The following is a 24,440-nucleotide window of genomic DNA, read 5'->3' as shown; positions in this document are numbered from 1 at the left end:
GAGCATGTTTTCAATACCTCAATGCACAGCACCATGGCGGGCCGCGTTCTTGATTTCCTCCAAAGTAGCCCACCGAACCTTTTCCACACGGATTCGGAATCGAAAAGAACGGTCGGCAAGGGGGTGACGGAAATCCGCCCACACAAGGCCGCCATTCTGCTTGACGACACGAAAGGGTTGCAGCCGACGCTGAGCGTCCATGACGTGCCGAATCGCGCCTTCCTCATGCGGGCCGTCCTCGGCAATGCGTTCCACAGGCAAGGGAACAAAGCTCTCCAGCCTGGAATCCGCAACAAAAGCCCCCGGCGGCAGCAGCACCTCTACTGTTTCCCCTTCCTCTTTGCCCAAAAGAGCCTCTTCCAGGCACGGATGAAGCACACCATGCCCGATAAGGCATTCCATGCGAAAAGGGCCCGTTGGATAGGGAAAGGGGGCATCGTCCGCTGCCTCCATGGTGTAGTAAAGTCTCACCGAACAGTGGGGTTGAACTTTCACGATCTCATCCTCATGATTTGCCGGCCACAGGTGAGAATGCCACGGAACCTGGCTTTTTCCAGCGCCGTCTCGTGTGCAGGCTGAACTTCCTACACTCATGACCTTTTGTCAATGCACGGTCGTTGACAGCCGAAAACGATTTCTCTAAATTAGCCCGTTACCCGCAGGGAAAGGTAAAAGAACAAAAGGAGTTAGCTACCATCAAACCCTCTGCGAGGGCATCCCGGCGCGATGGGTGCGCCGTGGAGCGCTCGAGGTTTTTCGAGGAAGCCCATGAAACTGACAGGAGCGCAAATTTTTTTCGAGTGTTTGAAAAAGGAAGGCGTGGAGGTCATTTTCGGCTTTCCGGGCGGGGCGATTTTAGACATTTATCATGAGATGTCCAATCATCCCATTCGCCACATTTTGGTGCGCCACGAACAGGGAGCGGCTCACATGGCTGACGGCTATGCGCGGGCCACGGGCAAAGTGGGGGTCTGCCTGGTGACGTCCGGACCCGGCGCCACAAATACGGTGACAGGCATTGCCACGGCTTACATGGATTCGGTGCCCATGGTGATCTTTACCGGTCAGGTCCCCACGCCGCTCATCGGCAACGATGCCTTTCAGGAAGTGGACATTGTGGGCATCACGCGCCCCTGCACCAAGCATAACTATCTGGTCAAGGATGTGAACGATCTAGGCCGCATTATTCGAGAAGCCTTTTACCTGGCGCGTACCGGTCGCCCGGGACCTGTTTTGGTGGACTTACCCAAGGATGTCATTCAAGCCTCCACGGAATTCCGTTATCCCAAGGCAGTCCATCTTCGAGGGTATCGGCCCACCGTGGACCCGCATCAGGGCCAGATCCTCAGGGCCTGGGAATTGCTCAAGACAGCCAAACGGCCGGTGCTTTACGCCGGAGGCGGTGTGATCATTTCCAGCGCTCATAAGGAATTGCTGCGCTTGGCAGAAATGCTGCGGGCTCCCGTCACCACGACCCTCATGGGCCTTGGAGGCTTTCCCGCGGTCATCAAGAACGACAAAGGAGAAAGAGTTCTCCATCCGCTATGGCTGGGCATGTTGGGCATGCATGGAACGTTTCGCGCCAATATGGCCGTACAGAACTGCGATGTGCTTTTTGCCATCGGCGCCCGTTTTGACGATCGCGTGACGGGAAAGATTTCCGGTTTTGCCCCAAAAGCCAAGATCATTCACATTGATGTGGATCCCACCAGCATCAGCAAAAACGTGCTTGTGGACATTCCTATTGTGGGCGATTGCAAGAAAGCCCTGCAGCGCCTCAATGAGCTGGTGGAAAAGGAGCCCATTGCAAACCTGGAGGAGCTCCGAGCGCCATGGCTTGACCAGATCCGCCAATGGGGGGAAACGTATCCTCTGGCGTACAAGCAGGAAGGTGAAGGCATCAAGCCCCAGTACGTTGTGGAAAAGATTTTCGAACTGGCTACCGAAGACGCCATCATCACCACGGAAGTGGGCCAGAACCAAATGTGGACGGCCCAGTATTTTCATTTCTCCAAACCCCGCACACTCCTCACCTCAGGCGGCTTGGGCACCATGGGCTACGGGCTTCCCGCGGCCATCGGCGCTCAGACGGCCTTTCCCGATCGGTTGGTCATCGATGTGGCCGGGGACGGTAGTATTCAAATGAACATTCAGGAAATGATGACGGCCGTGTGCCACGAACTGCCTGTCAAGGTGGCCATTTTAAACAACCGCTTTTTGGGCATGGTCCGTCAATGGCAGGAACTGTTTTACAACAAGAACTACTGCGCCACCTGCCTGGATGCCTCACCGGATTTCGTGAAACTGGCCGAAGCTTATGGCGCTGTGGGGCTTCGGGCGACCAGGCCCGAAGAGGTAGAACCGGTCTTAAGGGAGGCTTTTTCCACAAAACGGCCTGTGATGATTGACTTTTGGGTCAATCCGGAAGAGGGTGTCTATCCCATGGTGCCGGCAGGCAAAGAAATTTCGGAGATGTTACTGGTATGAGCATGACACGACAAAACGGCTTAAGGCATACCATTGGCGTGCTGGTGGAAAACCAACCTGGCGTCCTGTCGCGGGTGGCGGGGCTTTTCAGCGGCCGAGGGTTCAACATTGAATCCTTGACGGTGGCGGAGACCAGCGAGCCGGGCCTGTCCCGCATCACCCTGGTGACCACGGGCGACCAGCACATTTTGGAACAAATCGTCAAACAGCTCAATAAGCTCATCAATGTGATCAAGGTGTACGATTTTCGCGACACGGAATTCGTGGAACGGGAAATGGCCTTGATCAAGGTGCGCGCCGAACAGCACACGCGTGCCGAAGTTCTTCGCATTGTGGATATTTTTCGAGCCAAGGTGGTGGATGTGAGTCCACATTTTTACACCATTGAGGTCACAGGGGATGACGGCAAAATTCAGGCGATCATGGAACTTTTAGGGCAAATCGGCATTGTGGAAGTGGCTCGAACAGGCAAGGCGGCCCTTGCGCGTGCAAAAAAACATTGACCTTTGGCCAGGAGGGACTTTCATGCGGATTTTTTACGAAGCGGATGCTGATGCACGATATCTTCAGGGGAAAACGGTGGCCGTCATCGGTTATGGCAGCCAGGGTCACGCCCAGGCGCAAAACCTTCGCGACAGCGGTATGCAGGTCATTGTCGGGCAGCGGCCGGGGTCGGCCAATTACGAAAAGGCGGTGGAGGACGGATTTCAACCGGTGAGCGCCCGCGAAGCGGCCCAAAAGGCCGACGTCATTCAAATGCTGGTCCCGGATCACATTCAAGCCGGGTTGTACCGAGAAGACATTGCTCCCTTTATGACCCGCGGCAAGACCCTTCTGTTCTCTCACGGGTTCAACATCCACTTCGGACAAATCGTGCCTCCCAAAGACGTGGACGTGGTGATGGTGGCTCCCAAGGGGCCTGGGCACTTGGTGCGCAGTGAATACGTGCGCGGAGCCGGCGTGCCGGCTTTGGTAGCGATTCATCAAGATGCCAGCGGCCAGGCCCTTCAGACAGCCCTGGCCTATGCTCGAGGCATCGGAGCCACGCGGGCCGGCGTCATGGAAACCACCTTTCAGGAAGAGACGGAAACGGACCTCTTTGGGGAACAGACAGTGCTGTGCGGCGGGGTTTCCGAGCTCATCAAGGCAGGCTTTGAGACCCTCGTGGAAGCGGGCTATCAACCGGAAATCGCCTTCTTTGAATGCATGCATGAGCTCAAGCTCATTGTGGACCTCATCTATCAGGGGGGCTTGTCGTACATGCGTTATTCCATCAGCGATACGGCGGAATACGGCGATTACACGCGCGGCAAGCGCATCATTACGGAAGAAACGCGCCGGGAAATGAAAAAGATTCTTCAGGAAATTCAAACGGGAGCCTTTGCCCGGGAATGGATTCTCGAAAACCAGGCGGGCACTCCCATGTTTCGCGCCATGCGCCGCAGAGAACGGGCGCACCTGGTGGAACAGGTGGGCAAGAAACTGCGGGCCATGATGCCGTTTTTGGACGCCAAGGAATTTGCTTAGGCACATCTGCGAGAATGCCTTTGGGGCTTCCCCTTCGGGGCCGACTTCCAGGAGCCAGTCCGACAACACTTTGTGTAGGGGCGGCGCAAGCCACAACACCTGATCGCGCTGTGCGGCGCTCCTACAAAATGCGATCAAGGCAGCCCCCAAAAGCCATTCTCAGAAAGGCTCCCAGGTGCTTTCAGCGTGCCTATTCTGTGCAAGTTCCATTCTTCTGGGTGCGACGCCGCAAGCGTGGTAGCGTCTTGCGGCGTGCGCGGCTTTCATCAATGCCATGGGAACGCGGTTCCTGCAATGAAAGGCGAGAGGTCCAGAGGAGCGATGAAAAGCGCTGCGCGAAGCCCATATAGCCTTGACGGAAAAAGGGGATGAACGATTCACAACACCACAGGGATTTTCGACACTTAAGGGACCACATTCCGTTCATTCCGGAAGGCCTCCCCTATGTGCTGACCGGCATTTTTGTCACCTTCACCTTCGCACTGCTTGGCTGGACTGTGGCCACCCTCCTTCTGGCCGCGGTGACGGTGCTCATGGTGCATTTTTTTCGAGACCCAGTGCGATGGTGCCATGCGGGACCTGGGGATGTGGTGTCCCCCGCGGACGGCCGCATCATCGTGGTGGAGAAGACCACGGAACCGCGTTTTACAGGACAGCCCTGTTGGAAGATCAGCATTTTTATGAATGTGTTTGACGTGCATGTCAATCGGGTTCCCGTTTCGGGCCGCATCGTGGACATCTACTACCAAAAAGGAAGATTCCTGGCGGCGGACAAGGCAAAGGCAAGCATGGAAAATGAGCAAAACTGGATCCGCATTGAAACGGCGTCGGGATCTTCGGTGGTGGTCACTCAGGTGGCTGGTCTGATCGCCCGACGCATCGTGTGCTGGCCCCAAGTGGAAGATACAGTGCATCGAGGAGAACGCTTCGGGATGATTCGGTTCGGCTCTCGACTGGACCTTTATATTCCCTCAACAGGCGAGGTCTTGGTCCGCAAGGGTCAAAAAGTCTTCGCCGGGGAGACGATACTATGTCGAATCCCGTAAACCGGTTTTATGCCAAACGGAAAAAGAAACGCCGATGGTCCGAACATGGGCAAGCGGGGCCCGTGACGTATGTGGTGCCCAACCTTTTCACCACGGGGAATCTGTTTGCAGGTTTTTACGGCATCGTCAGCGCCATCAACGGCCATTATGACAGGGCCGCCATCGCGATTCTTGTTTCGTGTGTTTTTGACATTTTGGACGGAAAAATTGCTCGGCTGACCAAGGCCACCAGCCGATTCGGCGTGGAATACGATTCCTTGGCGGATTTGGTGGCTTTCGGTGTGGGCCCGGGGCTCCTGATGTATCTGTGGGCACTGAAGCCCTTTGGGCGCCTGGGATGGCTGGCTGGCTTTCTCTTGGTGGCCTGCGGCGCGCTGCGTCTCGCCCGTTTCAATGTGCAATCGGGCACGGGCAGTAAGAAATACTTTACCGGCTTACCCATTCCTGGAGCGGCCTGCATGGTGGCCACCACCGTGCTGTGTCTGTTGAAGATCAAGGGCCCGGACTTCAGTCCGGTGCACATCGTCTTTTTGCTGGAAACCTATATACTCGGTTTCCTCATGGTGAGCAGCATTCCCTTTGACAGTTTTAAAGAATTGGAAGTAATCAAGGAACGGCCGCTGCCCGTGCTTTTCGTTCTGGTGTTCCTGGTCACCGTGGTGGCGGCTCAACCCAGCGTGATGCTCTTTATCGTCTTTTCCCTCTATGTCCTCTCGGGGCCGGTGCGTTACGTTTATCGCAGAGTCAAGAAAACCAGGACGGCCGAAAACGGCTCTTCCATGCACGAACTTCCGAAAGAAAACGGATCCCCAGCCTGCTGAACCTTGAGTGGAAGGAATGTTCCCATGCCCATGACCTTGGCGGAAAAAATCCTCGCCGCCCATACGAACCGATCGGAAGTGCATCCCGGAGAACTCCTGGAGGTGCCCGTGGATTTCTGCTTCGGCAACGACATCACGGCGCCCATCGCTATCAAGGCGTTTCGCAGCACCGGAGCGAAAAAAGTGTTCGACCCTCAAAGAATCGCCCTGATTCCCGATCATTTTACGCCCAACAAAGACATCGCCTCGGCCATGCAGGTGAAAATGCTTCGGGATTTCGCCAAACAATTCGGCATCGCCCACTACTTTGACGTCGGCCGCATGGGCGTTGAACATGCCCTGCTTCCCGAAATGGGACTGGTGCTTCCGGGCGATGTGATCATCGGGGCGGATAGCCACACCTGCACTTATGGAGCTCTGGGGGCCTTTGCCACCGGCGTGGGCAGTACGGATCTGGCGGCAGCCATGATCACCGGCACCACCTGGTTTAAAGTGCCTGCCAGTATGAAATTGATCTATCACGGACGGCTCAAACCCTGGGTCGGCGGTAAAGACCTCATTCTCTACACCATTGGGCAGATCGGAGTGGATGGCGCGCGATACATGGCCATGGAATTTTCGGGGCCGGTGATTCAGCGCTTGCCCATGAGTCATCGCATGACCATGGCCAACATGGCCATCGAAGCGGGAGCCAAGGTGGGACTCATGACCCCGGACGATATCACAAGGGAATATGTCCAGGGACGAGCCCAAAGGCCCTACAGGTTCTTTGCCCCGGATGCGGACGCGACCTACGATGTGGTCTATGAATGGGACGTGTCCTTCATCGACCCCATGGTGGCTCTGCCACACCTTCCGGAAAACGTGAAACCGGTAACCGAGCTCTCTTCCATTGCCATCGACCAAGTGGTCATCGGCAGCTGCACCAACGGGCGTCTTGAAGACCTTCGGGAAGCCGCCGCGGTGCTCAAAGGCCGAAAGGTCCATCCCTCCGTGCGGTGCCTCATTATTCCGGCCACACAGCGGATCTATCGAGACGCCATGAAGGAAGGACTGATGGAAATCTTCCTTGAGGCGGAAGCGGCCGTGAGCACTCCGACGTGCGGGCCATGCTTAGGGGGGCACATGGGCATTTTGGCTGCCGGGGAACGCGCCGTGGCCACCACGAACCGAAACTTTGTGGGACGCATGGGCCATCCGGAAAGTGAGGTTTACCTGAGTTCCCCGGCGGTAGCGGCCGCATCGGCCGTTCTCGGCCGCATCGCCCATCCAAAAGAGGTCGGATGAGGATGTCGGTCTCGAGCACGCTGAACAGCAAAGGTTCCCTGTTGGAGTGCCGGGCTTGTCGTTGAAGCAATGGGTGAATCTCAAACGCATGGAGCGATTCATGGCCTATGACGATCAATGCGGCGGGCAAACGACGAAGATGACAGGGCGCGTGTGGATCTTCGGCGATGATGTGGACACGGACGCCATCATACCGGCCCGCTATCTCAATACGTCCAATCCCTTGGAATTGGCGAAACACTGTATGGAAGACGCGGACCCTCAGTTTCCGTCCAAGGTCCGGCCCGGTGACATTCTTGTGGCGGGCAAAAATTTCGGCTGCGGATCCTCAAGAGAACACGCACCTATCGCCATCAAGGCCGCGGGGGTCGCCTGTGTCATCGCCGTTAATTTTGCCCGCATTTTCTTTCGGAACGCCTTTAACATGGGACTCCCCATTTTGGAATGCCCGGAAGCCGTGCGCGATGCCCAGGAAGGGGATATCCTGACGGTGTGCTTGGAGGCGGGGGAAATCCACAATGAACGACAAGGCAAAATTTACCGTGCGGAACCGCTGCCGCCCTTCATGATTGACCTGCTTCGATCTGGAGGGTTGATGGCGTATGTGAAGAAACGGCATCCGGCGGCATTTCGAAATTGAATGCAGGATAAAGGTGACGTTCAAAGGGAAGCGGTTTGGGGGCCTCAAAATTGTTGTCATCAAGGAGCTGAATCTAGGATGAGTGAGCAAGGTTATCGAGTGGCCGTGGTCGGCGCCACAGGTGCCGTGGGAACCATGATGATCAAAGTGTTGGAGGAACGCCATTTCCCCGTAGCCTCACTCAAGGCCTTGGCGTCGTCCAGGTCCGTGGGCAAGAAGGTGCCTTTTCGAGGCAAGGTCCTTGCCGTGGAGGAACTCAATGAGCGATCTTTTGACGACGTGCAGTTGGCCTTGTTTTCTGCGGGAGCTGGAGTGAGCCGCCGCTTTGCGCCCATAGCGGCCAAGGCGGGTTGCGTGGTCGTGGACAATTCCAGCGCCTTTCGCATGGAGCCGCACATCCCCCTGGTGGTCCCAGAAGTCAACCCGCATGCGCTTCGAGAACATCCTGGCATTATCGCCAATCCGAACTGTTCCACCATCCAGATGGTGGTGGCCCTCAAACCCATTCAGGATGCTGCACGAATCAAGAGGATCGTGGTCACCACCTTTCAGGCGGTTTCCGGAACGGGCCAAAAAGCGGTTTTTGAACTGGAAGCCCAAGTGCAGGCACTCCTACAGGGCCGACCTGTGCCCCGAACCGTCTATCCTCACCAGATTGCCTTTAATTGCCTGCCCCACATCGGTGCCTTTCTGCACACGGGATATACCGAAGAAGAAACGAAGATGGTCAATGAGACGCGAAAGATCTTTGAAGACGCGTCCATTCAGGTGTGCGCCACTACGGTGCGGGTGCCGGTCTATTACGGACATAGCGAGTCGGTGGCCTTAGAAACTCACCGACCTTTGAGTGTTCAGGAAGCCAGGGAGCTGCTGGAAAAAGCCCAAGGCGTTGTGGTTGTGGACGACCCGCTTCAGAACCAGTACCCCATGCCCCTGCTTGCGGCCGGACGGGACGAGACGTTCGTGGGACGTCTTCGCAAGGACCTTTCCGTGGAAAACGGGTTGGCCATGTGGATTGTGGCCGACAACATCCGTAAAGGGGCGGCCACCAATGCGGTGCAGATCGCAGAAATTCTGCACAAAGAAGGCCTGTTGCGTGTCCCCTGAGCGCATACTTTGAAACACCGTGCCACCGGGCCAACGAGCCTGTGCGGAACGGGCTTTGGGTATGGAAGCCAAACACTTTTCATGCGCATCATTGCGGGACGTTTTCGCGGAAGAAGCCTGAGCTGCCCGAAATCCTTATGGGTGCGTCCAACAGCGGACCGAGTGCGGGAAGCTCTTTTCAGTATTCTGGGTCCGCGTGTTCTTGAAAGCCGGGTCCTTGATCTCTTTGCCGGCACAGGCGCCCTTGGGCTGGAGGCGTTGAGCCGAGGAGCCGCCTGCGCGGTATTTGTGGACCAGGACCGCAAGGCTCTCGCGGCGCTGAAATCCAACCTCGAACACTGCGCTGTGTCTTTTCCGGAAACGGAGGTGCTCTCAGTGAGCGTTGCGGCGGCCATATCGCGCCTTGCAGCCCAAGAACGCCGTTTTGACCTCATCTTCATGGATCCTCCTTACGGCAAAGGCTGGATTTCCAAAACCTTGACCCTTTTGGATTCCGTGGCCGCACCCGGCGCCCTGGTCATCGCCGAACACCACGAGAAAGATCACGTGCCGGAAAGCGTTCCGCCATGGCAGGTTGTGGACCGGCGCCGCTACGGCACCGTGTGCCTGACCTTTTTCGGGCGCAAGGAAAAAAATAGTGAGAATGTCTGAGCGCCATGGACAAGCCGTTGGGGCAGGGGATTGACGGTGTCGGCGTGTCTTGAAATTTGGGGTTCCGGACAAACATCGTCACGGCTTCATCCATTTCAACCTTTCGTGGTGCCGATCCACAAACCTTCTTGAATGGGCTGTGCTGCTGGTCAGTGTTCTTGCCCTGACGGGCATCGTCATCAAATTTCGTCTCATTCCACAACCCTTGATCCCCAGAGTTCGTGCCGTGCACACGCATCCCATCGTGGCGGCCGCCATTTTCAGATTGCTGTTTGTCGGCCATCAGTTTCTGGATTGAATCCGCCCAACCCCGGTAACGGCTCGGCGAGTGCCTCATGAAGGGTGGAAACATTCTTCTGGTTATCGGTCTGGCATTCCTCACCTTTGAGGTGTGCGAGCACGTGATTTTCCCTCTGGTGTGGAGCTGGAAGATGCGCCGCCAACCGCCGCTGACCGGCCTAGAAGCCATGCAGGGAAAACGCGCTCAAGTCCTGTACTGGGACAATACCTCCGGAGTCGTTCAACTCGAGGGGGAACGATGGAAAGCGCAGAGTGAAACGGTCTTGCCCCCCCCGGCGATATGGTTCGGATCACGGGGGTGCGTTCCTTGACCCTCACGGTGGTCCCAGTGAGTGAAGAGAACAACACCCCCCCAATCTTTGACTTTCAGAGACCATAGCGCTATGTTCCTTTCTTTTCGGGCGTAGGATGAGACCTTAAAAAGGTCAAGGCATGGTTAACGCAAATGGAAGGAGGGTTCATGGACAAGCTGGCCGTCTATCCAGGTTCTTTCGATCCCATCACCAATGGACATTTGGATCTTCTGGAGCGGGCGTTGAAAATCTTCGATCGCGTCATCATAGCCATTGCCAGCAACCCCGCCAAGAACCCTCTCTTTTCATTGGAAGAACGCATGGACATGATCCGCCAATCCCTCACGGACCATGCCCTGAGAGACCGCATCGACGTGGACACCTTCAGCGGCCTTCTGGTCAACTATGTAGACCGGGTGGGCGCTCGAGCCATTCTGCGAGGGCTGCGGGCGGTGAGCGACTTTGAGTACGAATTTCAGATGGCCCTCATGAACCGGAAATTGAACAACAACATCGAGACCTTGTACCTGATGACCGGCATGCGTTGGATTTACATCAGTTCCCGAATCATCAAAGAAGTCGTGGTCTCCGGTGGGGACGTCAAGGGCCTGGTGCCTGAAGTGGTGGAAAAAAAGCTCATCGAAAGGTTGTGCGGCGCCAAGGCACCACCGCTTTCAGGCTCGACGTCCTGAAGCACCTTCGGCCAGGCCTTTGCGCGCGACTGTGCGCACGCTCCATAGAAGCTTGTCCGAAAACTCAATTTTGACAATTGGCGCCCTTGCAATTTCAATAAGTTGCAAGGCTCCATCGGCCCGGAATCGGCATCGTCGGACAGGCTCCATAGGAGCTTGTCCGAGAATGGCTTTTCGGCCCCTTATTCCTTTCATTCAGTAGGAGCGGCGCAAGGCGCCATAAGGAATCGCCGCTTGCGCCGCTCCTACTGAAGGTGTTCTCAAACAAGATGTGCCGGAACGTGCCCGAAAACTCTTTTGATCTGCTTTGCAACCATGCCATTGCAGCGAGTTATGAGGCCCAAACCGGCCACAATATTCATTCTGGAACAGGCCATCCACAGGCGACTCTGTCAGGAACGGGTTCCTGCTATCCTTGCGTTCTGAAAGGCGCCTGATGAGCGGTCCTTCCGCACCGAAGAGCATTCGGCCTTCAAGCGCTCCGTTAAGACGTTGACCCATGAGCAAAAGGGCGCGAAAAGGGCTTTGATGTGGGCGTTCCCTCTCGGTCGGCCGATCTCAAAGCCCGAAGGCGCCGGGCCGCCTCGAGAACGGTTTGGGCATAGGGTCGGCTGTTGTTGTATTTAAGGACCACGCTTTCCTGCTCTTCCGGTAGGGCGTTATTACGCCAGCCGTGACTATTGAGATACCTGGCGATGCTGGCAAAGGCATCGTCGGGATGGTTCAGGTCCACCGTGCCATCCCCGTTTCCATCTGCGCCGTAGTGCAACAGGCTGGAAGGCAGAAACTGAGGCCAGCCGATGGCCGCCATGTAAGATCCACGCCATTGGGCCGCTTCTGGAACGCCCCTGTCGATAAGGGTCAGGAGTGCGCGAAGTTCGTTGAGCGCCCAAGAGGCCCGCTGTTCCAGTTTGGCGTGGAATCGGTCTCGAGTCCACCGAGCACGGTCTTGGGGCGAAAGCGTGCGCCAGACGTGTTCCCTTTCATTGGGATCGAGCATCAGCGCAAAGGTGGCCAGAGTGGTGGCCACAGGGTGCTTTCCCGTCCTTTCACCCAGAGCGCTTTCCACCAGCAAAATGGCCACAATGATGGAAGGGTCCACCTCGTAAGCCGCCCCGATGCGTTCCAAGGCCTCGTCGTGAATGCGCCAGAACTTCCTAGCTTTGGCCAAGGCCGAAGGTTCCAAAAAGGCTTCGTAGTGGAGCGCCGCTTCTCGAACCCTCATAGACAATGCGACGTTTCCGTAGGCCTGGCTTTCAAGGGAAGAAAAAAGCAAGGATAGGGCATGCCTCGAGCAGCCCTGCGCCTCCAGCAGTTCGCGCACACGATCTAAAGGAGGTTGGGCGTAGGCGCCTTGAAAAGCCAGGACCGAAAAAACCATCACCGCCGCAACCGTCAGCGAAACGCGCACCGGTTTTCCGAATCGAAGGTATGGAGCGAACACCACAGGCCTCCATGAACATGTCATCGGATGGAGAAAGGGCTTTTCTTTGCCGTTCACCATGAGTAGGCTTTCTTTCTACCAGGAATTGTGTTCGAAACAAACCCTTGCGGCCAGAGGATTTCAGAGTGGGCCGTGGGCCGTGGCCGACCAAGAGAATGGTAAAGACGCAAAGGAGGCTTTCAATGGGGCACAGGAGTGCGTTTCAGCTGATTCGGGAAGCGTTCCTTCAGGAAATCCAAACCCAGGCGAAGATCTATACCCATGTTCCCACGGGGGCTCGCATTCTTTCCATGGAAAACGATGACGAAAACAAGGTGTTCGGCGTCACCTTTCGCACACCCCCCAAAGATGCCTCGGGACTTCCCCATATTCTCGAGCATTCCGTGCTCTGCGGATCACGCAAATACCCTGTCAAAGAACCTTTCGTGGAACTGCTGAAAGGATCCCTGCAGACCTTTCTCAACGCCTTTACCTATCCGGACAAAACTTGTTATCCCGTGGCCAGCCAAAACCTTCAGGATTTCTACAACCTCGTTGACGTCTACCTGGATGCGGTCTTTTATCCCAAGATCACCCCATGGATTTTTAAGCAAGAAGGCTGGCATTACGAACTGGAGAATCTTCAAAGCCCGCTGCAGTACAAGGGGGTCGTCTACAACGAAATGCGCGGCGCCTATTCCTCACCCGATCGATTGGTGGTGGAATACAGCCAGCAAAGCCTTTTTCCCGACACGTGCTATGGGTTGGATTCGGGCGGGGATCCGGATGTCATTCCAACGCTCAGCTACGAACAGTTCAAAGCTTTTCACGAAACCTACTATCACCCATCCAATGCCTGGTTTTATTTTTATGGCAATGACGATCCCGATTGGCGCCTCGCTCTTTTGGATGACCGACTCAAGGATTTTCAGCCCCGTCCCGTGGACAGCCGCATTCCTCTGCAGCCGCCTCTAACAGCCCCTCGTCGCGTCCGCAAGGTCTACGCCGTCGGTAAAGATCAGCCCCCAAAAGCCATGGTCACCGTCAACTGGTTGCTGACCACAACGGAACCGGCGGAGACCTATCTGGCCCTTCACGTTTTGGAATATGTCCTTCTGGGCATGCCGGGGTCGCCGCTGCGCCGCGCCTTGATTGAATCGGGCCTTGGGGAAGATTTGGCTGGTGTCGGTCTGGAATCTGAACTGCGGCAGATGATGTTTTCCACGGGTCTCAAAGGTGTGGCCCCCCAGAATCTGGAAATGGTGGAAGCCCTCGTTTTGGATGTGGTCAAGGACTTGGCCGAAAAAGGTATTCCCCGGGAAACCGTCGAAGCTTCCCTGAACACTCTGGAATTTCGCTTACGGGAAAACAACACAGGGCAATACCCGAGAGGCCTCGCCTTGATGCTGCGCGCGCTCACGACCTGGCTCTATGACGGGGACCCTCTGGCTCTGTTGGCTTTCGAAGCCCCGCTGGGGACCGTCAAAGAAAAAGCCTTGAACGGCACAGAATACTTGGAAGAACTCCTGGCCAGGTACTGGGTGAACAATCGGCATCGAGCCACGCTGTTTCTGGAGCCCGACGAAACCTTGGCAGAACGCCGGCGGGCCGAAGAAGCCAAAAAACTGGCCGAGCTTAAGGCGTCCATGCCTTCAGAAGAGTTGAAGCGTCTCGTGGAAGAAACCCAGATACTGCGAAAATTGCAGGAAACTCCCGACCCGCCTGAAGCCTTGGCCACTATTCCTCGATTGCGGCTGGAAGATTTGGATCGGGAAAACAAAAAAATTGCCGCTGAAGAACACACCCTGGCTCAGGTTCCGGTGCTCACGCACGATCTATTCACCAATGGTATTTTCTATCTGGACTTGGCTTTTGACGTGAGCGCCGTGCCGGCGCACCTTTTGGGCTACGTGCCTCTGCTGGGCCAAGCCCTCTTGGAGATGGGAACCAACAAAGAAGACTACGTCACCTTCAATGAACGCATCAGCCGAAAGACGGGGGGCATAGCCATACAAACCAGCACCTTTGTGTGTGCCGACGGAAAGAACGTGGGCAGCTGGCTCTTGATGCGAGGAAAGGCCTTGATCCGGCAGGTCCCGGAGCTCTGCGCCATCCTTCGAGACCTTGTCAGCGAAGTGCGGCTGGACAACCGGGAGCGATTTCGTCAAATCGTTTTGGAATCCAAAGCCCGTCGTGAAGCGCAGCTTATCCCCGAAGGGCATCGCTTTGTGGGCCGAAGAGTCAGGGCGCCATGGCATGCGGCCCACTGGGTGGAAGAAAGCATGAAAGGGATCGAGGCCCTGTTTTTTGTGCGAAAGCTCTGTGAACGCGTGGACAATGATTGGAAAGGGGTCTTGGCCGATCTAGAACAGGTGCGCCATGGCATTCTTTCCTCCAAAAACCTTCGAGTCAACGTGACCGTGGACGCCGCTACCTACCAAAAGCTCACCCCCGTTCTGGAGGAACTGCTCGACGTCCTTCCGACCCATAAGACGGCCCGCGTTTCTTGGAATCCGCAGAGCCTGCCCGCTAGAGAAGGCTTTACGGGGCCGTTGCATGTGAACTACGTGGCTAAAGGTGTGAACCTCCGCGACGCAGGCTTTCGCTTTCGCGGATCGGCTCTGGTGGTGAGCCACTTTCTGCGTACGGCGTACCTGTGGGATCGCGTGCGCGTGCAGGGCGGCGCCTATGGAGCCTTCAGTCAACTGGATAGATTTTCCAGGGTTTTCACTCTGGTCTCCTACAGGGACCCTAATGTGCACAAGACGTTGCACATCTACGACCACTGCGCGGAGTTTCTGAAGAACCTTGAGCTGCCCCAGGAGGAGCTGACCAAGGCCATCATCGGCGTCATTGGAGATCTGGACCGGCACCTGTTGCCCGACGCCAAGGGGTTCACGTCCTTTATGAGGCACCTCGCGGGGGATGATGACGCGGCGCGGCAACGCATGCGCGACGAGGTCCTAGCCACCACAAAGGACGATTTTCGTGCCTTTGGCGAGTGGCTCCACAGCGCGCAGCACACCAGCCGCATCGTGGTCTTGGGATCTCGAGAATCCCTGGCCGCCAAAGATATTGCCCTACAGCTCACCCAAGTGCTGTAAAACTGAGGTTCCAAGGCACAAAGGCCTTGACGGAATTGCTTCTTCGGTATATTCCTATGTCACCATCTAAAGTAACGGGAGGGATTCATGAAGGATTTCATTCGGGTCATGAAGGCCCTTTCGGATCCGAGCCGAATCAAAATTCTCAAGATGCTCACGCGTCGAGAGTTGTGCGTGTGCGAACTGCAAGCGGGGCTTGGTCTGGCGCAGCCCACCGTATCCAAGCATTTAAGGATCCTGGAAGATGCCGGCCTTGTGGAAAAGCGTAAAGACGGCCTATGGATGAACTATCGGCCTGCGGACGGACATAGCAGTCCGTATGCGGCAACCCTCCTGGGCAGCCTTAAGCACTGGCTGAACGATGATCCCGAAATTCACGCGCTGCTGCTCAAGGTTCCCAACCTGGATCGAACGGCGGTGTGCGCTCGATCCCCGGAAGTGGCCCGATGAAGTCCATACGACAGATCCGCATCGACGGGCACCTGGTGGGTATGGTGGGACTGGACGAAGCCTTACAGGAACTTGCGGGTTCGCTCAGGGGCCAACCCCGCGACACCATCGAACAGGTGCTGCTGGATCGTCTCGCCACGGACAACTACATTCCTTCGAGTGCGCGGAAAGCCTATAAAAAGGCTCTGTACAGTGAGTGGCAGCGCTTTGTGGGGGAACCGGTGGCGGATGAGCCGATGGAAGCGCCTTCCATCGTGGTGGTGGGACCCGGGTGCGCCCAGTGCGATGCGCTGCAAAAAACGGTGATGGAGATTCTGAGTGCAGAAAACCTTGCGGTGAGCGTGGATCATGTGCGGGATCCCATGGCCATCGCCGAGATGGGAATATTGGAAGTGCCCGCTTTGGTAGTCAAGGGCCGCGTGGTATTTTCCGGCCGTGTGCCCTTGAGAGCGGAACTGAAAAGGCGTGTGCTGCAGGCGCTCAAAGACGCATGATGATTCTACGAAAGACCTGCCACGTTGGGGTGGGAAAATGCTCCGCACGAGGCCTTAAGTGCCCTGAAGCGGCGTGGCAGGGGCACAAAAAGGAGGCATCTCATGGACATCAAGGTATTGGGACCAGGTTGTAAGAAATGCCAACAGACCGAAGCGGTGGTCAAAGAAGCGGTGGCGGAATCTGGCGTGCAGGCCTCCGTGGGGCACGTGACGGATGCCATGGAAATCGCCAGCTATGGTGTTTTTGGCACGCCGGCTTTGGTGATCAACGGCGAAGTGAAATGCGTTGGCAAAATTCCCAAAAAGGAAGAAGTGCTGACGTGGATTCGGGCGGCATCGTGAACACTGGAGAAAGGAGGGGTTGTCCATGTCAGAGCCATGTTGCCCCACCGGGGGTGGTGCTCAAGGAAACGTGATGATTTTGGCCTGTTCGGGAGGATCCAACGTAGGGCAGTTGTCCAACCAGGCCGCGGTGGAACTGACCTTGGAAGGATTCGGCAAAATGTTTTGCCTCGCGGGCATTGGAGGGCACCTGTCGGGGTTTGTGCAATCGGCCAAAGACACGGCGGCCATGGTGGCCATCGATGGATGCCAGATCGGCTGCGTCAAGGCCATCTTGGAACACGCCCAAGTGCCTCTGAAAGCCTATGTGGTGCTCACCGACCTGGGGATCGAAAAGAACAAAAACTTTACGCTTGAACGGGGAACTTTGGAAAGAGTCAAGGCAGCCGTTCGGGAAGCCTGCAAGGACCTTCCTACGGACGTTTCTTCCGGGCCGGCATGCTGCACGTGACGTTCCTTCTCTTGGCTGCTGCCCTTTCATATTCTTCTTTGAAGACCCACATCAAAGGCGCCCGGGCGGGCACCTTCGAAAGATTATACTTCGACCCGGAAGGCATCTTGAATCAAGGAGGTGCCTTATGTTGCTTCACAGTTATCGAAAAGAAATCTTTCGCCCGGAATGCAACCCCAGTTTTCAGTCGCTGCACTGCATCGCCCACCTGGATCAAGATGTTGGGGAAGTCATTCCGTACCTGAACGCCGTCTTGGGAGGCTCACAGTTTACTCGTGACCCTCCCTCAGTGACCTTTAAGGCCCATGGCAAGCTCATCACGGTCCATCCTCGACAAATCGCCATCAATGCGCTCAAGGAACCGGAAGAAGCCGACAAGATCCTTCAATGGTTACGGGACGAAATCAACAGCATTTGGGAGCAACGTGCGAACATCACGCCCAAGTTCGAGCCGCTGAAGAAGCCGCAGGTCTTTACTATCCTAAAACACCTTCCGAAAACCAATTGCGGCGAGTGCGGGTATTCCACCTGCACCGTTTTTGCGGTCAAGGTGTCCGAAGGCGGCCGCGGTCCGGAAAACTGCCCGCATCTGAGCCCTGAACAGCGGCAGGCACTGCACACCTATCTCGAACCCTTTGACCTCAGTGGCTGACACCGGTCTCACGCAAAGGAGATACCGTGGCGACCCGCAAGCGCATTCTCTTTTTGTGCACCGGAAATTCCTGTCGCAGCCAGATGGCGGAAGCCTGGACCCGTGCTCTCAAAGGGGACGTCTATGAGCCCTATTCGGCAGGAGTGGATCCCAAGGGACTGGATCCTCGCGCGGTGAAGGCCATGGCCGAAGTGGGCATTGACATTCGAGGGCAGCGATCCAAATCATTGGATGAACTGCCGGTTCAGGACTTCGCCCACGTAGTGACGCTGTGCAGCCATGCCCAGGAATCGTGTCCCTTTTTTCCCGCCAGCGTGCAACGCCTGCACGTTCCCTTTGATGATCCTCCTCTGCTGGCGGCCGGAGCCGCCACAGAGGAGGAAGCCATGGCGCCGTACCGACGGGTTCGGGACGAAATCAAAGCTTTCATCGAAAAGTTGATGCTTTAGAGCACGCCGGGCGATGGTAACGGCGTGCAGGCCCCAATGGAGCGGCCGCCTCCATGGGATCCGTCACCAACAGAACCCGCTCCTGTCGATCTGGACAGTGACGGACGGCCTGAGCGACATGCAAGAAGATACAACCGCGGAGACGCGGTCCCTCTTGAACTCGTCATGCGAGGGCCCGGACTCTCGCGTCAAAAGGGCATGCTCGGAGGGCCTTCCAGCAGGATGTGCGAGAACACCTTCAGGAGGAGCAGCGCAAGGCGCGATTGCTCATCGCGCGTGGACGCTCCTGCAGCCTCAAGCCGAAAGGGCGCGGCCAAACCATGATCGGACGCCCTCCCCCGCAAGCCCGTCCGATCATGCGATTTTTTGGACGGTTTAAGATCCATAACCAGATGAAACTGCGCAACAGCCTATGGGCAAACCAGTTATCGAACCCGCTTCTTTCCACGGCTTCTCGGGGCGTGCAGGACGTAGAAAGGCCCCAGCCCCCCCTCTGCAATGGTTTAGAAGGATGCGCCGAAAATCAGCCCTGCGGCAGTGGACATTACCACCACCAGGGTCACGTACACCACGGTTTTCCAAGTACCGAGAACGCTTCGAATGACCAGCATGTTGGGAAGACTTAGCGCCGGTCCGGCAAGCAGCAAGGCCAATGCAGGCCCTTTGCCCATACCGGCTCCGATCAATCCCTGCAAAATGGGGACTTCCGTCAAGGTGGCAAAGTACATGAAAGCCCCGACAACGGCGGCAAAGAAATTCGCCTCCAGCGAATTGCCTCCCACAAGGTCGCTCACCCACCTGGAGGGAATGAGCCCTTCGGCTCCCTCGGGACGGCCGAGCAAAAGTCCCGCCACGAGAACGCCTCCAAAGAGAAGAGGAGTGATCTGCTTGGTGAAATCCCAGGTGGACAGGTACCAGGTTTCCGTCTCACCCCGCGTGGTGACCAAGCACACCGTGAACAGCACAATGCCCGCAGAAAAGGCGATCAGAGGCTCATGAGGAAACAGCCAGGCCAAGGCCGCTACGGCGATGGCGGAAAGAACAATCTTGTAGGCTTTGACGTGAAACCACTGCACCAAAAGATATCCCAAAAACAGCGCGAAAGCGCCGCAAATATACCATTTCATGTTGTAGACCGCATTCCAAAACCCTATGGGTGACGAGGACTTGCCCCACGTGGCAAAAATGAGCACGCCCACCATGCTGGCAAAATAAATGACATTTTGCCACAAAGGTCTTGCCACTTCAGGAGCGGGCATGTGCAGTGCCGCAGCCGCTTTCGCCTGCTCCTCTTTATGAAAGACGAGATGCATTAGAAGCCCGATCACGATGCTGAAGCTAATGGCGCCAACCGCCCGCGCAATACCCAAAGGCAATCCCAGAATGCGCGCCGTGAGCACAATGGCTAAAACATTGATGGCCGGACCCGAATACAGAAAGGCGATGGCCGGGCCCAACCCCGCGCCACGCTTCCAAATGCCAGCAAACAGGGGAAGCACCGTGCAGGAACACACCGCAAGAATACTGCCGGAAACCGAGGCCACACCATAGGCTAAAACCTTTTTGGCGCCGGCTCCCAAGTATTTCATGACCGCGGCCTGTGAAACAAAACAAGAAATGGCTCCGGCAATAAAGAAAGCCGGGACCAAACAAAGCAACACGTGTTCCTGAGCGTACCACTTGGCCAAAGCCAGGGATTCCAATACGGCGCGGCGAAACCTCGGGCTATCTATGGGCAACCAAAAAAGGATGAGAAAGCTGATCACAATCAAGGCCAAAGGTTTCCAAATCTCGGACCACTGAATTTGACTCTCTTCCTCCCCAGCAGTCTGCACCTGGTCCAAGGAAACGTTCGTTGAAGTGGCATCCACACGCGCCATGACACAACCTCCTTTGTTTATGATGTCATGAGTCGACCTTACCACCGCCCAGCCGGCAGCCCTTCGGCTGCCTAGATGTATTACCATCTAGCAATGCATCTTGGTTTGTCAATCCCTTTGTGAAGGCTGGAGGTCTTCCAAGAATTTTCCAAATAAAGCAGATGTCATCGAAACTCTTGACAGGGTGGGCGCAGGGCTATATGAAAACACGGAAATGTAGTGAAAAACGCCAGGCCTTTTGAGCGCCCCCTCAAAGGGTGTTTGAAGAGTCTAGAGCGGCGAAACGGTCTCTCGCCATGCAAGGCTCTGAAAAAGTGCGGAAAGGCGTTCTTGGAGCATGCAACCGAAAACAGAGGAGTCAGAGAGTGGCATCGGATGCTGAGATCAAGAAGGAAGGGCGGGGACTCAGTCTGTTTGAAAAGTATCTTTCGGTCTGGGTCCTTTTGTGCATTGCGGCGGGCATCATCCTCGGCCGAGTTGCCCCAGGTGTGGCTCGGTACCTGGACGGCCTGGCCATCTACGTCAATGAAGCACCGGTGGTTTCCATTCCCATTGCTGTCTGCCTTTTCTTTATGATGTATCCTATTATGGTCAAGATCGATTTCGGCGAAGTCCTCACGGCCGGCAAGAACATCAAGCCTGTGGGGCTCACCCTTTTTGTCAATTGGGCCATCAAGCCGTTCACCATGTACGCCATCTCTTTGTTTTTTTTGGGTTACGCCTTCAGAGGCCTGATCGGCCTCGACGCCGTGGATTATGTGAAAATGCCCTTGGGGTTGAATCTGCCCGTAGGAGCCAGCCACGGCGTCGGTACGGTTGTGCTGCACAACGGGATGAAGATGTTGGAAGTTCCCTTATGGCGAAGCTACCTGGCAGGATGTATTCTTCTGGGAATTGCTCCGTGCACGGCTATGGTTTTGGTGTGGGGATATTTGGCCCGCGGCAACGATGGCCACACTCTGGTCATGGTCGCCATCAACAGCCTCACCATGCTCTTTCTCTACGGTCCTCTGGGTGGTTTTCTGCTGGGGGTGGGACGTCTTCCCGTGCCGTGGCAGGCGCTGGTGCTTTCCATCGGCATTTACGTGGCTTTACCCCTGGTGGCCGGCTACTTTTCGCGAAAGCTGATCATTCGGGCCAAGGGAGTCCAATGGTTTGAGATTAAATTTTTACATGTCTTGACGCCCGTCACCATTATTGCCTTACTTGTCACGCTCGTCTTATTGTTTTCTTTCAAAGGAGACGTCATAGTCCAAAATCCTTTGACGATCCTTTGGATTGCCATTCCCCTTTTCATTCAAACCAACTTGATTTTTTGGATTGCTTACGCTCTTTCCAAGCTGCTCAAGTTCCAGTACGAAGATGCGGCGCCGTCGGCCATGATCGGTGCATCCAACCATTTTGAGGTCGCCATTGCCACGGCGACGTTACTTTTTGGGTTGTCTTCCGGAGCAGCACTAGCCACTGTGGTCGGAGTCTTGATCGAGGTTCCGGTGATGCTCATGCTGGTCAAGATTTGCCTGGCCACCAGTCATTGGTTCAAAGACTGGCTCAAGGGAATGAACCTGCATGAAGCAGTGGCGCGCCTCATGGAAGATGTGGGCCGGATGCGACAAGAACTGAATGAGCTCAAAGTCCGAATCCGCTGACGCGAAAACGGGGCTTTCGTTTCTGGCTTCCCCCTCGCGCCGGGTTCAGTCATGTGACCGCTCATGACGCCATAGAAAAAAAGGACGGCCTTGCAAAACAGACAACTTGTGACCGCGCCGTGGCGTCAGGCGCTGCGGCAGAGCCTGACGCTGCTGGCCCTGGCTTTGATCCTGTCTTTTGTGGTCAACAGCTTTCGCTCAAATAGTCTGCCGTGGATCGAAACGAGTGGTTCGCCGCTGAAGGAAACCGGTTTGGAAATTTCCCTTGAAGAAGCCCAGATTTTTTATCTGACGGGGCAAGCGGTCTTCCTGGATGCTCGAAGCCCGGAGGATTACCGTGCGGGACACATCGAGAAGGCTTTAAGCCTTCCGTGGGTTCATTTTGCAGAGCGTGCCTCGGAGGCTTTAAGTGGCCTTGGCAAGGAAACACTGATCATCGCCTACTGCGATGTCGGCTGCGGTTTGAGCCAGGAATTGGCGATGGCCTTGATCGCTCAGGGATTCACTCAGGTGCGCGTCCTGGCGAATGGATGGTCCGCGTGGGTGCAGCACGGACTTCCCGTTGCGACAGGGCCTTGATGGATGTGCCGGATTTCTTTCTGCCGTCCATGCCATGAAACGTGATGCTCGCACCGGCCGGGCGCTACGCCGTTGACTGGAGGTTCCTTGCGCATGCCCAATGATCCTATGGCTTCCCTCGCCAAAGCCCTTCATATTGACGAACAGCAAAACCATGCCCATGAGGATGCCGCGGCCGGTGTGACATCTGCGTCTCAAGAAAACGGCTCGCAAACGCCTATTCATAGACATGGCCCATCGGATTCCCATGGGCACGGCCTGGAAGTTCGAGACGTCTCCGGAAGCCAGTTGTTACTCACCATGCTTCTCAATCTGCTCATCCCGTCGGCTCAGGTCGCCGGCGGCATTCTCGCCAACAGCGTGGCCCTTCTTTCCGACGCCGTCCATAATTTCAGCGATTTTGCCGCCTTGCTTATCGCCTACATCGCCTGGCGCGTGGGACGGCGAGGGGCCACGACACGCCACACCTTTGGTTTTCGGTGTGTGGAAATCCTCGCTGCACTGCTCAATGTGGTCCTTCTCGTGGGAGCCTGTTCAGTGATTCTTTGGGAAGCCGCCCAGAGATTCCGGCACCCTCAGAATGTCTCCGGGGGCTGGGTTATGGCTTTGGCGGCGGTGGGTGTCGCGGGCAACGGCTTTTCGGCATGGCTTCTGCGCCGCGATGCGAGCCATAACCTGAACGTGCGCGGCGCGTTTTTGCACATGGTTGGAGATTTCTTGACGTCCGTGGCCGTCTTGATCAATGGGGCTGTGCTTCTTTTCAGGCCCTGGACCTGGCTCGATCCTCTGCTTTCTTTGGTCATCGTGGCCTTGATTCTTAAGAATTGCTGGAGCGTTTTGCAGGAAGCCGTAGCTGTGCTCATGAACGCCGCGCCGCGCCATGTAGACATTGCTCTCGTCAAGGAAACCCTGGAAGCCGTCCCGGGCGTTCTGAATGCCCACTATCTTCACGCCTGGCAGGTGAGCTCCTCCAGTGTCGCCTTTTCGTGCCACCTGGTGGTGTCCGATCAGAAACTCAGCGAAGGGGAACGGGTGAGGTGGCAGGCGGCCGAGACGCTCAGGCGCCGGTTTGGCATTGATCATGCCATTATCCAACTGGAAACCCTCTCCTGCGGCAACGGATCCCTCCTGTGCGAAGCCTCGTGCCATGGGACAACGGCCACATGTCAAGACCAAGACACCGCAACGGAAGATCTTCGCTCGCCGGGTGCCGCGTCACCGGCATCGCTACAAGCCGGCGTCAATGATAGATATGAGAGACTTCGGCACGGCGGACTCATGGTCGTGCGCATTGCCTTGGGGCTCGTATTTCTATACGCCTCCTACGAAAAGATTCTTGACCCCTGGGATTTTGCGCAAACCGTGCACAACTATCGCCTTCTGCCGGTCTGGGCCGTCAACGCGGTCGCATTGGTCCTTCCGTGGCTCGAGGCGGTGCTCGGCGTCTGCCTCATGGCGGGCCTGTGGCTACCCGGATCCTTCACGACGGCCACAGGACTCTTGTTGGTTTTTTGGGTATCTCTCGTCTTTAACCAACTTCGAGGCGTGGATGTGGATTGCGGTTGTTTTGGAGGGAGTGAAGGCAACGGTGCTTCGTCCATGACCCTGAGCATTCTTCGCGACACTGTGCTTGTGGCCACGGCCGCAGTGGGCACATGGCTGGTCATGCACCCAAGCGACGTGGCACAGGTAAAACTAGTGGATGGAATTCAAAAAGAAACAGCGAGGTCAAGAGAATGAAAAAGCGGTTTACGGTGCTCTTGATCCTGGTGGGGCTTGGCCTCTTCGGGGCCTGTGGTGGACAGGCCACGGAACCGGCTCCGGAAATTCCCGTCAAGGGATTGGTGACCATGGTGGACTTGGGAGCCCATGAATGCATTCCTTGCAAAATGATGGAACCCATTCTTAAGGATTTGCAGAGAGAATATCAGGGGCGGGCCGCCGTGATTTTTATCGATGTCTGGAAGGATCGACAAGCGGCGGGCCGGTTCGGCATTCGTGTCATTCCGACCCAGATTTTCTACGACAAGGAAGGTAAGGAAGTGTTTCGACACGAAGGTTTCTTGGACAAGAAGAGCATCGTCCATGTGTTCGCTAAGTTGGGCGTCCAATGACA

Annotated in this window: 26 protein-coding genes; 23 read left to right on the top strand and 3 right to left on the bottom strand. The window is 56.2% G+C overall.

Annotated features, from left to right (window positions below; all coding sequences use genetic code 11):
- Positions 1 to 18: 18 nt before the first annotated feature.
- Complete coding sequence (locus tag ACUVSA_RS04460; protein WP_445891056.1) at positions 19 to 495, bottom strand: FKBP-type peptidyl-prolyl cis-trans isomerase; 477 nt, start codon at positions 493 to 495, stop codon at positions 19 to 21.
- Between the two features lie 273 nt (positions 496 to 768).
- Here ACUVSA_RS04460 and ilvB point away from each other — a divergent pair, with 273 nt between their 5' ends.
- The 12 genes from ilvB (at position 769) to coaD (ending at position 10,851) form a co-directional block, all read left to right on the top strand.
- Positions 769 to 2,487 (top strand): biosynthetic-type acetolactate synthase large subunit, encoded by a 1,719-nt coding sequence (ilvB, locus tag ACUVSA_RS04455; RefSeq protein WP_445893933.1) that lies wholly within the window; start codon positions 769 to 771, stop codon positions 2,485 to 2,487.
- Positions 2,484 to 2,990: an acetolactate synthase small subunit gene (gene ilvN / locus ACUVSA_RS04450; protein WP_445891058.1), complete on the top strand. Its 507-nt coding sequence runs from the start codon at positions 2,484 to 2,486 to the stop codon at positions 2,988 to 2,990. Before ilvB ends, ilvN begins: the two co-directional genes overlap by 4 nt.
- A 22-nt stretch (positions 2,991 to 3,012) precedes the next feature.
- Positions 3,013 to 4,014, top strand: a complete 1,002-nt coding sequence (gene ilvC / locus ACUVSA_RS04445) for a ketol-acid reductoisomerase (RefSeq protein ID WP_445891059.1) — start codon at positions 3,013 to 3,015, stop codon at positions 4,012 to 4,014.
- Positions 4,015 to 4,382: 368 nt separating this feature from the next.
- The gene (locus ACUVSA_RS04440) at positions 4,383 to 5,060 is read left to right on the top strand and encodes a phosphatidylserine decarboxylase family protein (protein WP_445893932.1); all 678 of its coding nucleotides are present in this window, start codon (positions 4,383 to 4,385) and stop codon (positions 5,058 to 5,060) included.
- Complete coding sequence (pssA, locus tag ACUVSA_RS04435) at positions 5,045 to 5,881, top strand: CDP-diacylglycerol--serine O-phosphatidyltransferase (RefSeq protein ID WP_445893931.1); 837 nt, start codon at positions 5,045 to 5,047, stop codon at positions 5,879 to 5,881. Before ACUVSA_RS04440 ends, pssA begins: the two co-directional genes overlap by 16 nt.
- A 24-nt stretch (positions 5,882 to 5,905) precedes the next feature.
- The gene (leuC, locus tag ACUVSA_RS04430) at positions 5,906 to 7,168 is read left to right on the top strand and encodes a 3-isopropylmalate dehydratase large subunit (protein WP_445891062.1); all 1,263 of its coding nucleotides are present in this window, start codon (positions 5,906 to 5,908) and stop codon (positions 7,166 to 7,168) included.
- 100 nt (positions 7,169 to 7,268) lie between these two features.
- Positions 7,269 to 7,808 carry a 3-isopropylmalate dehydratase small subunit gene (locus tag ACUVSA_RS04425; protein ID WP_445891063.1) on the top strand — a complete coding sequence of 180 codons (540 nt, stop codon included), beginning with the start codon at positions 7,269 to 7,271 and terminating at the stop codon, positions 7,806 to 7,808.
- Positions 7,809 to 7,886: 78 nt separating this feature from the next.
- Positions 7,887 to 8,915, top strand: a complete 1,029-nt coding sequence (locus tag ACUVSA_RS04420; RefSeq protein ID WP_445891064.1) for an aspartate-semialdehyde dehydrogenase — start codon at positions 7,887 to 7,889, stop codon at positions 8,913 to 8,915.
- Between the two features lie 81 nt (positions 8,916 to 8,996).
- Positions 8,997 to 9,566 carry a 16S rRNA (guanine(966)-N(2))-methyltransferase RsmD gene (gene rsmD / locus ACUVSA_RS04415; protein ID WP_445893930.1) on the top strand — a complete coding sequence of 190 codons (570 nt, stop codon included), beginning with the start codon at positions 8,997 to 8,999 and terminating at the stop codon, positions 9,564 to 9,566.
- 49 nt (positions 9,567 to 9,615) lie between these two features.
- Positions 9,616 to 9,864 carry a hypothetical protein gene (locus ACUVSA_RS04410; protein WP_445891066.1) on the top strand — a complete coding sequence of 83 codons (249 nt, stop codon included), beginning with the start codon at positions 9,616 to 9,618 and terminating at the stop codon, positions 9,862 to 9,864.
- Positions 9,865 to 9,901: 37 nt separating this feature from the next.
- Positions 9,902 to 10,177: a hypothetical protein gene (locus ACUVSA_RS04405; RefSeq protein WP_445893929.1), complete on the top strand. Its 276-nt coding sequence runs from the start codon at positions 9,902 to 9,904 to the stop codon at positions 10,175 to 10,177.
- A 149-nt stretch (positions 10,178 to 10,326) separates the two neighbouring features.
- A complete protein-coding gene (coaD, locus tag ACUVSA_RS04400; protein ID WP_445891068.1) occupies positions 10,327 to 10,851 on the top strand; it encodes a pantetheine-phosphate adenylyltransferase in 525 nt (174 codons plus the stop codon).
- 484 nt (positions 10,852 to 11,335) lie between these two features.
- On the opposite strand, the gene ACUVSA_RS04395 is transcribed toward coaD, so the two are convergent.
- Entirely contained in the window at positions 11,336 to 12,319 is a 984-nt protein-coding gene (locus tag ACUVSA_RS04395) for a lytic murein transglycosylase (RefSeq protein ID WP_445893928.1), read from the bottom strand.
- Between the two features lie 158 nt (positions 12,320 to 12,477).
- On the opposite strand from ACUVSA_RS04395, the gene ACUVSA_RS04390 reads away from it, so the two are divergent.
- From ACUVSA_RS04390 to ACUVSA_RS04360, 7 genes are all read left to right on the top strand, one after another.
- Positions 12,478 to 15,378: an insulinase family protein gene (locus ACUVSA_RS04390; RefSeq protein WP_445893927.1), complete on the top strand. Its 2,901-nt coding sequence runs from the start codon at positions 12,478 to 12,480 to the stop codon at positions 15,376 to 15,378.
- Between the two features lie 87 nt (positions 15,379 to 15,465).
- Positions 15,466 to 15,828: an ArsR/SmtB family transcription factor gene (locus ACUVSA_RS04385; protein ID WP_445893926.1), complete on the top strand. Its 363-nt coding sequence runs from the start codon at positions 15,466 to 15,468 to the stop codon at positions 15,826 to 15,828.
- A complete protein-coding gene (locus ACUVSA_RS04380) occupies positions 15,825 to 16,322 on the top strand; it encodes a thioredoxin family protein (protein WP_445893925.1) in 498 nt (165 codons plus the stop codon). The genes ACUVSA_RS04385 and ACUVSA_RS04380 overlap by 4 nt, the downstream gene beginning before the upstream one ends.
- A gap of 102 nt (positions 16,323 to 16,424) precedes the next feature.
- On the top strand, positions 16,425 to 16,664 hold the full coding sequence (locus ACUVSA_RS04375) for a thioredoxin family protein (protein ID WP_445893924.1): 240 nt from the start codon (positions 16,425 to 16,427) through the stop codon (positions 16,662 to 16,664).
- A gap of 25 nt (positions 16,665 to 16,689) precedes the next feature.
- Positions 16,690 to 17,115, top strand: coding sequence for a putative zinc-binding protein (locus tag ACUVSA_RS04370; protein WP_445891074.1), 426 nt, complete (start codon positions 16,690 to 16,692; stop codon positions 17,113 to 17,115).
- Positions 17,116 to 17,242: 127 nt separating this feature from the next.
- Positions 17,243 to 17,767 (top strand): (Fe-S)-binding protein, encoded by a 525-nt coding sequence (locus ACUVSA_RS04365; RefSeq protein ID WP_445893923.1) that lies wholly within the window; start codon positions 17,243 to 17,245, stop codon positions 17,765 to 17,767.
- Between the two features lie 26 nt (positions 17,768 to 17,793).
- Complete coding sequence (locus tag ACUVSA_RS04360; RefSeq protein ID WP_445891076.1) at positions 17,794 to 18,216, top strand: arsenate reductase ArsC; 423 nt, start codon at positions 17,794 to 17,796, stop codon at positions 18,214 to 18,216.
- 503 nt (positions 18,217 to 18,719) lie between these two features.
- On the opposite strand, the gene ACUVSA_RS04355 is transcribed toward ACUVSA_RS04360, so the two are convergent.
- Complete coding sequence (locus tag ACUVSA_RS04355; protein ID WP_445893983.1) at positions 18,720 to 20,021, bottom strand: permease; 1,302 nt, start codon at positions 20,019 to 20,021, stop codon at positions 18,720 to 18,722.
- 440 nt (positions 20,022 to 20,461) lie between these two features.
- On the opposite strand from ACUVSA_RS04355, the gene arsB reads away from it, so the two are divergent.
- From arsB to ACUVSA_RS04335, 4 genes are all read left to right on the top strand, one after another.
- A complete protein-coding gene (gene arsB, locus ACUVSA_RS04350; RefSeq protein WP_445893922.1) occupies positions 20,462 to 21,745 on the top strand; it encodes an ACR3 family arsenite efflux transporter in 1,284 nt (427 codons plus the stop codon).
- Positions 21,746 to 21,835: 90 nt separating this feature from the next.
- Positions 21,836 to 22,324, top strand: coding sequence for a rhodanese-like domain-containing protein (locus tag ACUVSA_RS04345; RefSeq protein ID WP_445893921.1), 489 nt, complete (start codon positions 21,836 to 21,838; stop codon positions 22,322 to 22,324).
- A 93-nt stretch (positions 22,325 to 22,417) separates the two neighbouring features.
- Entirely contained in the window at positions 22,418 to 24,064 is a 1,647-nt protein-coding gene (locus ACUVSA_RS04340) for a cation diffusion facilitator family transporter (protein WP_445893920.1), read from the top strand.
- Positions 24,061 to 24,438, top strand: a complete 378-nt coding sequence (locus ACUVSA_RS04335; RefSeq protein WP_445893919.1) for a thioredoxin family protein — start codon at positions 24,061 to 24,063, stop codon at positions 24,436 to 24,438. The genes ACUVSA_RS04340 and ACUVSA_RS04335 overlap by 4 nt, the downstream gene beginning before the upstream one ends.
- Positions 24,439 to 24,440: the final 2 nt, after the last annotated feature.

It is taken from the genome of Desulfosoma sp. (genome assembly GCF_052743555.1).
Note: the sequence above shows the minus strand (reverse complement) of the source record. Positions and strands in the feature narration are given on the sequence as shown.

Coding starts and splice junctions, on each gene's coding strand:
- ACUVSA_RS04370 (WP_445891074.1), top strand. CDS start 16,690: ATGTCAGAGCCATGTTGCCCCACCGGGGGTGGTGCTCAAGGAAACGTG.
- ACUVSA_RS04335 (WP_445893919.1), top strand. CDS start 24,061: ATGAAAAAGCGGTTTACGGTGCTCTTGATCCTGGTGGGGCTTGGCCTC.
- ACUVSA_RS04380 (WP_445893925.1), top strand. CDS start 15,825: ATGAAGTCCATACGACAGATCCGCATCGACGGGCACCTGGTGGGTATG.
- ilvC (WP_445891059.1), top strand. CDS start 3,013: ATGCGGATTTTTTACGAAGCGGATGCTGATGCACGATATCTTCAGGGG.
- ilvB (WP_445893933.1), top strand. CDS start 769: ATGAAACTGACAGGAGCGCAAATTTTTTTCGAGTGTTTGAAAAAGGAA.
- ACUVSA_RS04375 (WP_445893924.1), top strand. CDS start 16,425: ATGGACATCAAGGTATTGGGACCAGGTTGTAAGAAATGCCAACAGACC.
- ACUVSA_RS04440 (WP_445893932.1), top strand. CDS start 4,383: ATGAACGATTCACAACACCACAGGGATTTTCGACACTTAAGGGACCAC.
- ACUVSA_RS04390 (WP_445893927.1), top strand. CDS start 12,478: ATGGGGCACAGGAGTGCGTTTCAGCTGATTCGGGAAGCGTTCCTTCAG.
- ACUVSA_RS04340 (WP_445893920.1), top strand. CDS start 22,418: ATGCCCAATGATCCTATGGCTTCCCTCGCCAAAGCCCTTCATATTGAC.
- ilvN (WP_445891058.1), top strand. CDS start 2,484: ATGAGCATGACACGACAAAACGGCTTAAGGCATACCATTGGCGTGCTG.
- ACUVSA_RS04420 (WP_445891064.1), top strand. CDS start 7,887: ATGAGTGAGCAAGGTTATCGAGTGGCCGTGGTCGGCGCCACAGGTGCC.
- leuC (WP_445891062.1), top strand. CDS start 5,906: ATGCCCATGACCTTGGCGGAAAAAATCCTCGCCGCCCATACGAACCGA.
- ACUVSA_RS04365 (WP_445893923.1), top strand. CDS start 17,243: ATGTTGCTTCACAGTTATCGAAAAGAAATCTTTCGCCCGGAATGCAAC.
- rsmD (WP_445893930.1), top strand. CDS start 8,997: ATGCGCATCATTGCGGGACGTTTTCGCGGAAGAAGCCTGAGCTGCCCG.
- ACUVSA_RS04395 (WP_445893928.1), bottom strand. CDS start 12,319: ATGACATGTTCATGGAGGCCTGTGGTGTTCGCTCCATACCTTCGATTC.
- ACUVSA_RS04425 (WP_445891063.1), top strand. CDS start 7,269: ATGGCCTATGACGATCAATGCGGCGGGCAAACGACGAAGATGACAGGG.
- coaD (WP_445891068.1), top strand. CDS start 10,327: ATGGACAAGCTGGCCGTCTATCCAGGTTCTTTCGATCCCATCACCAAT.
- pssA (WP_445893931.1), top strand. CDS start 5,045: ATGTCGAATCCCGTAAACCGGTTTTATGCCAAACGGAAAAAGAAACGC.
- ACUVSA_RS04405 (WP_445893929.1), top strand. CDS start 9,902: ATGAAGGGTGGAAACATTCTTCTGGTTATCGGTCTGGCATTCCTCACC.
- ACUVSA_RS04385 (WP_445893926.1), top strand. CDS start 15,466: ATGAAGGATTTCATTCGGGTCATGAAGGCCCTTTCGGATCCGAGCCGA.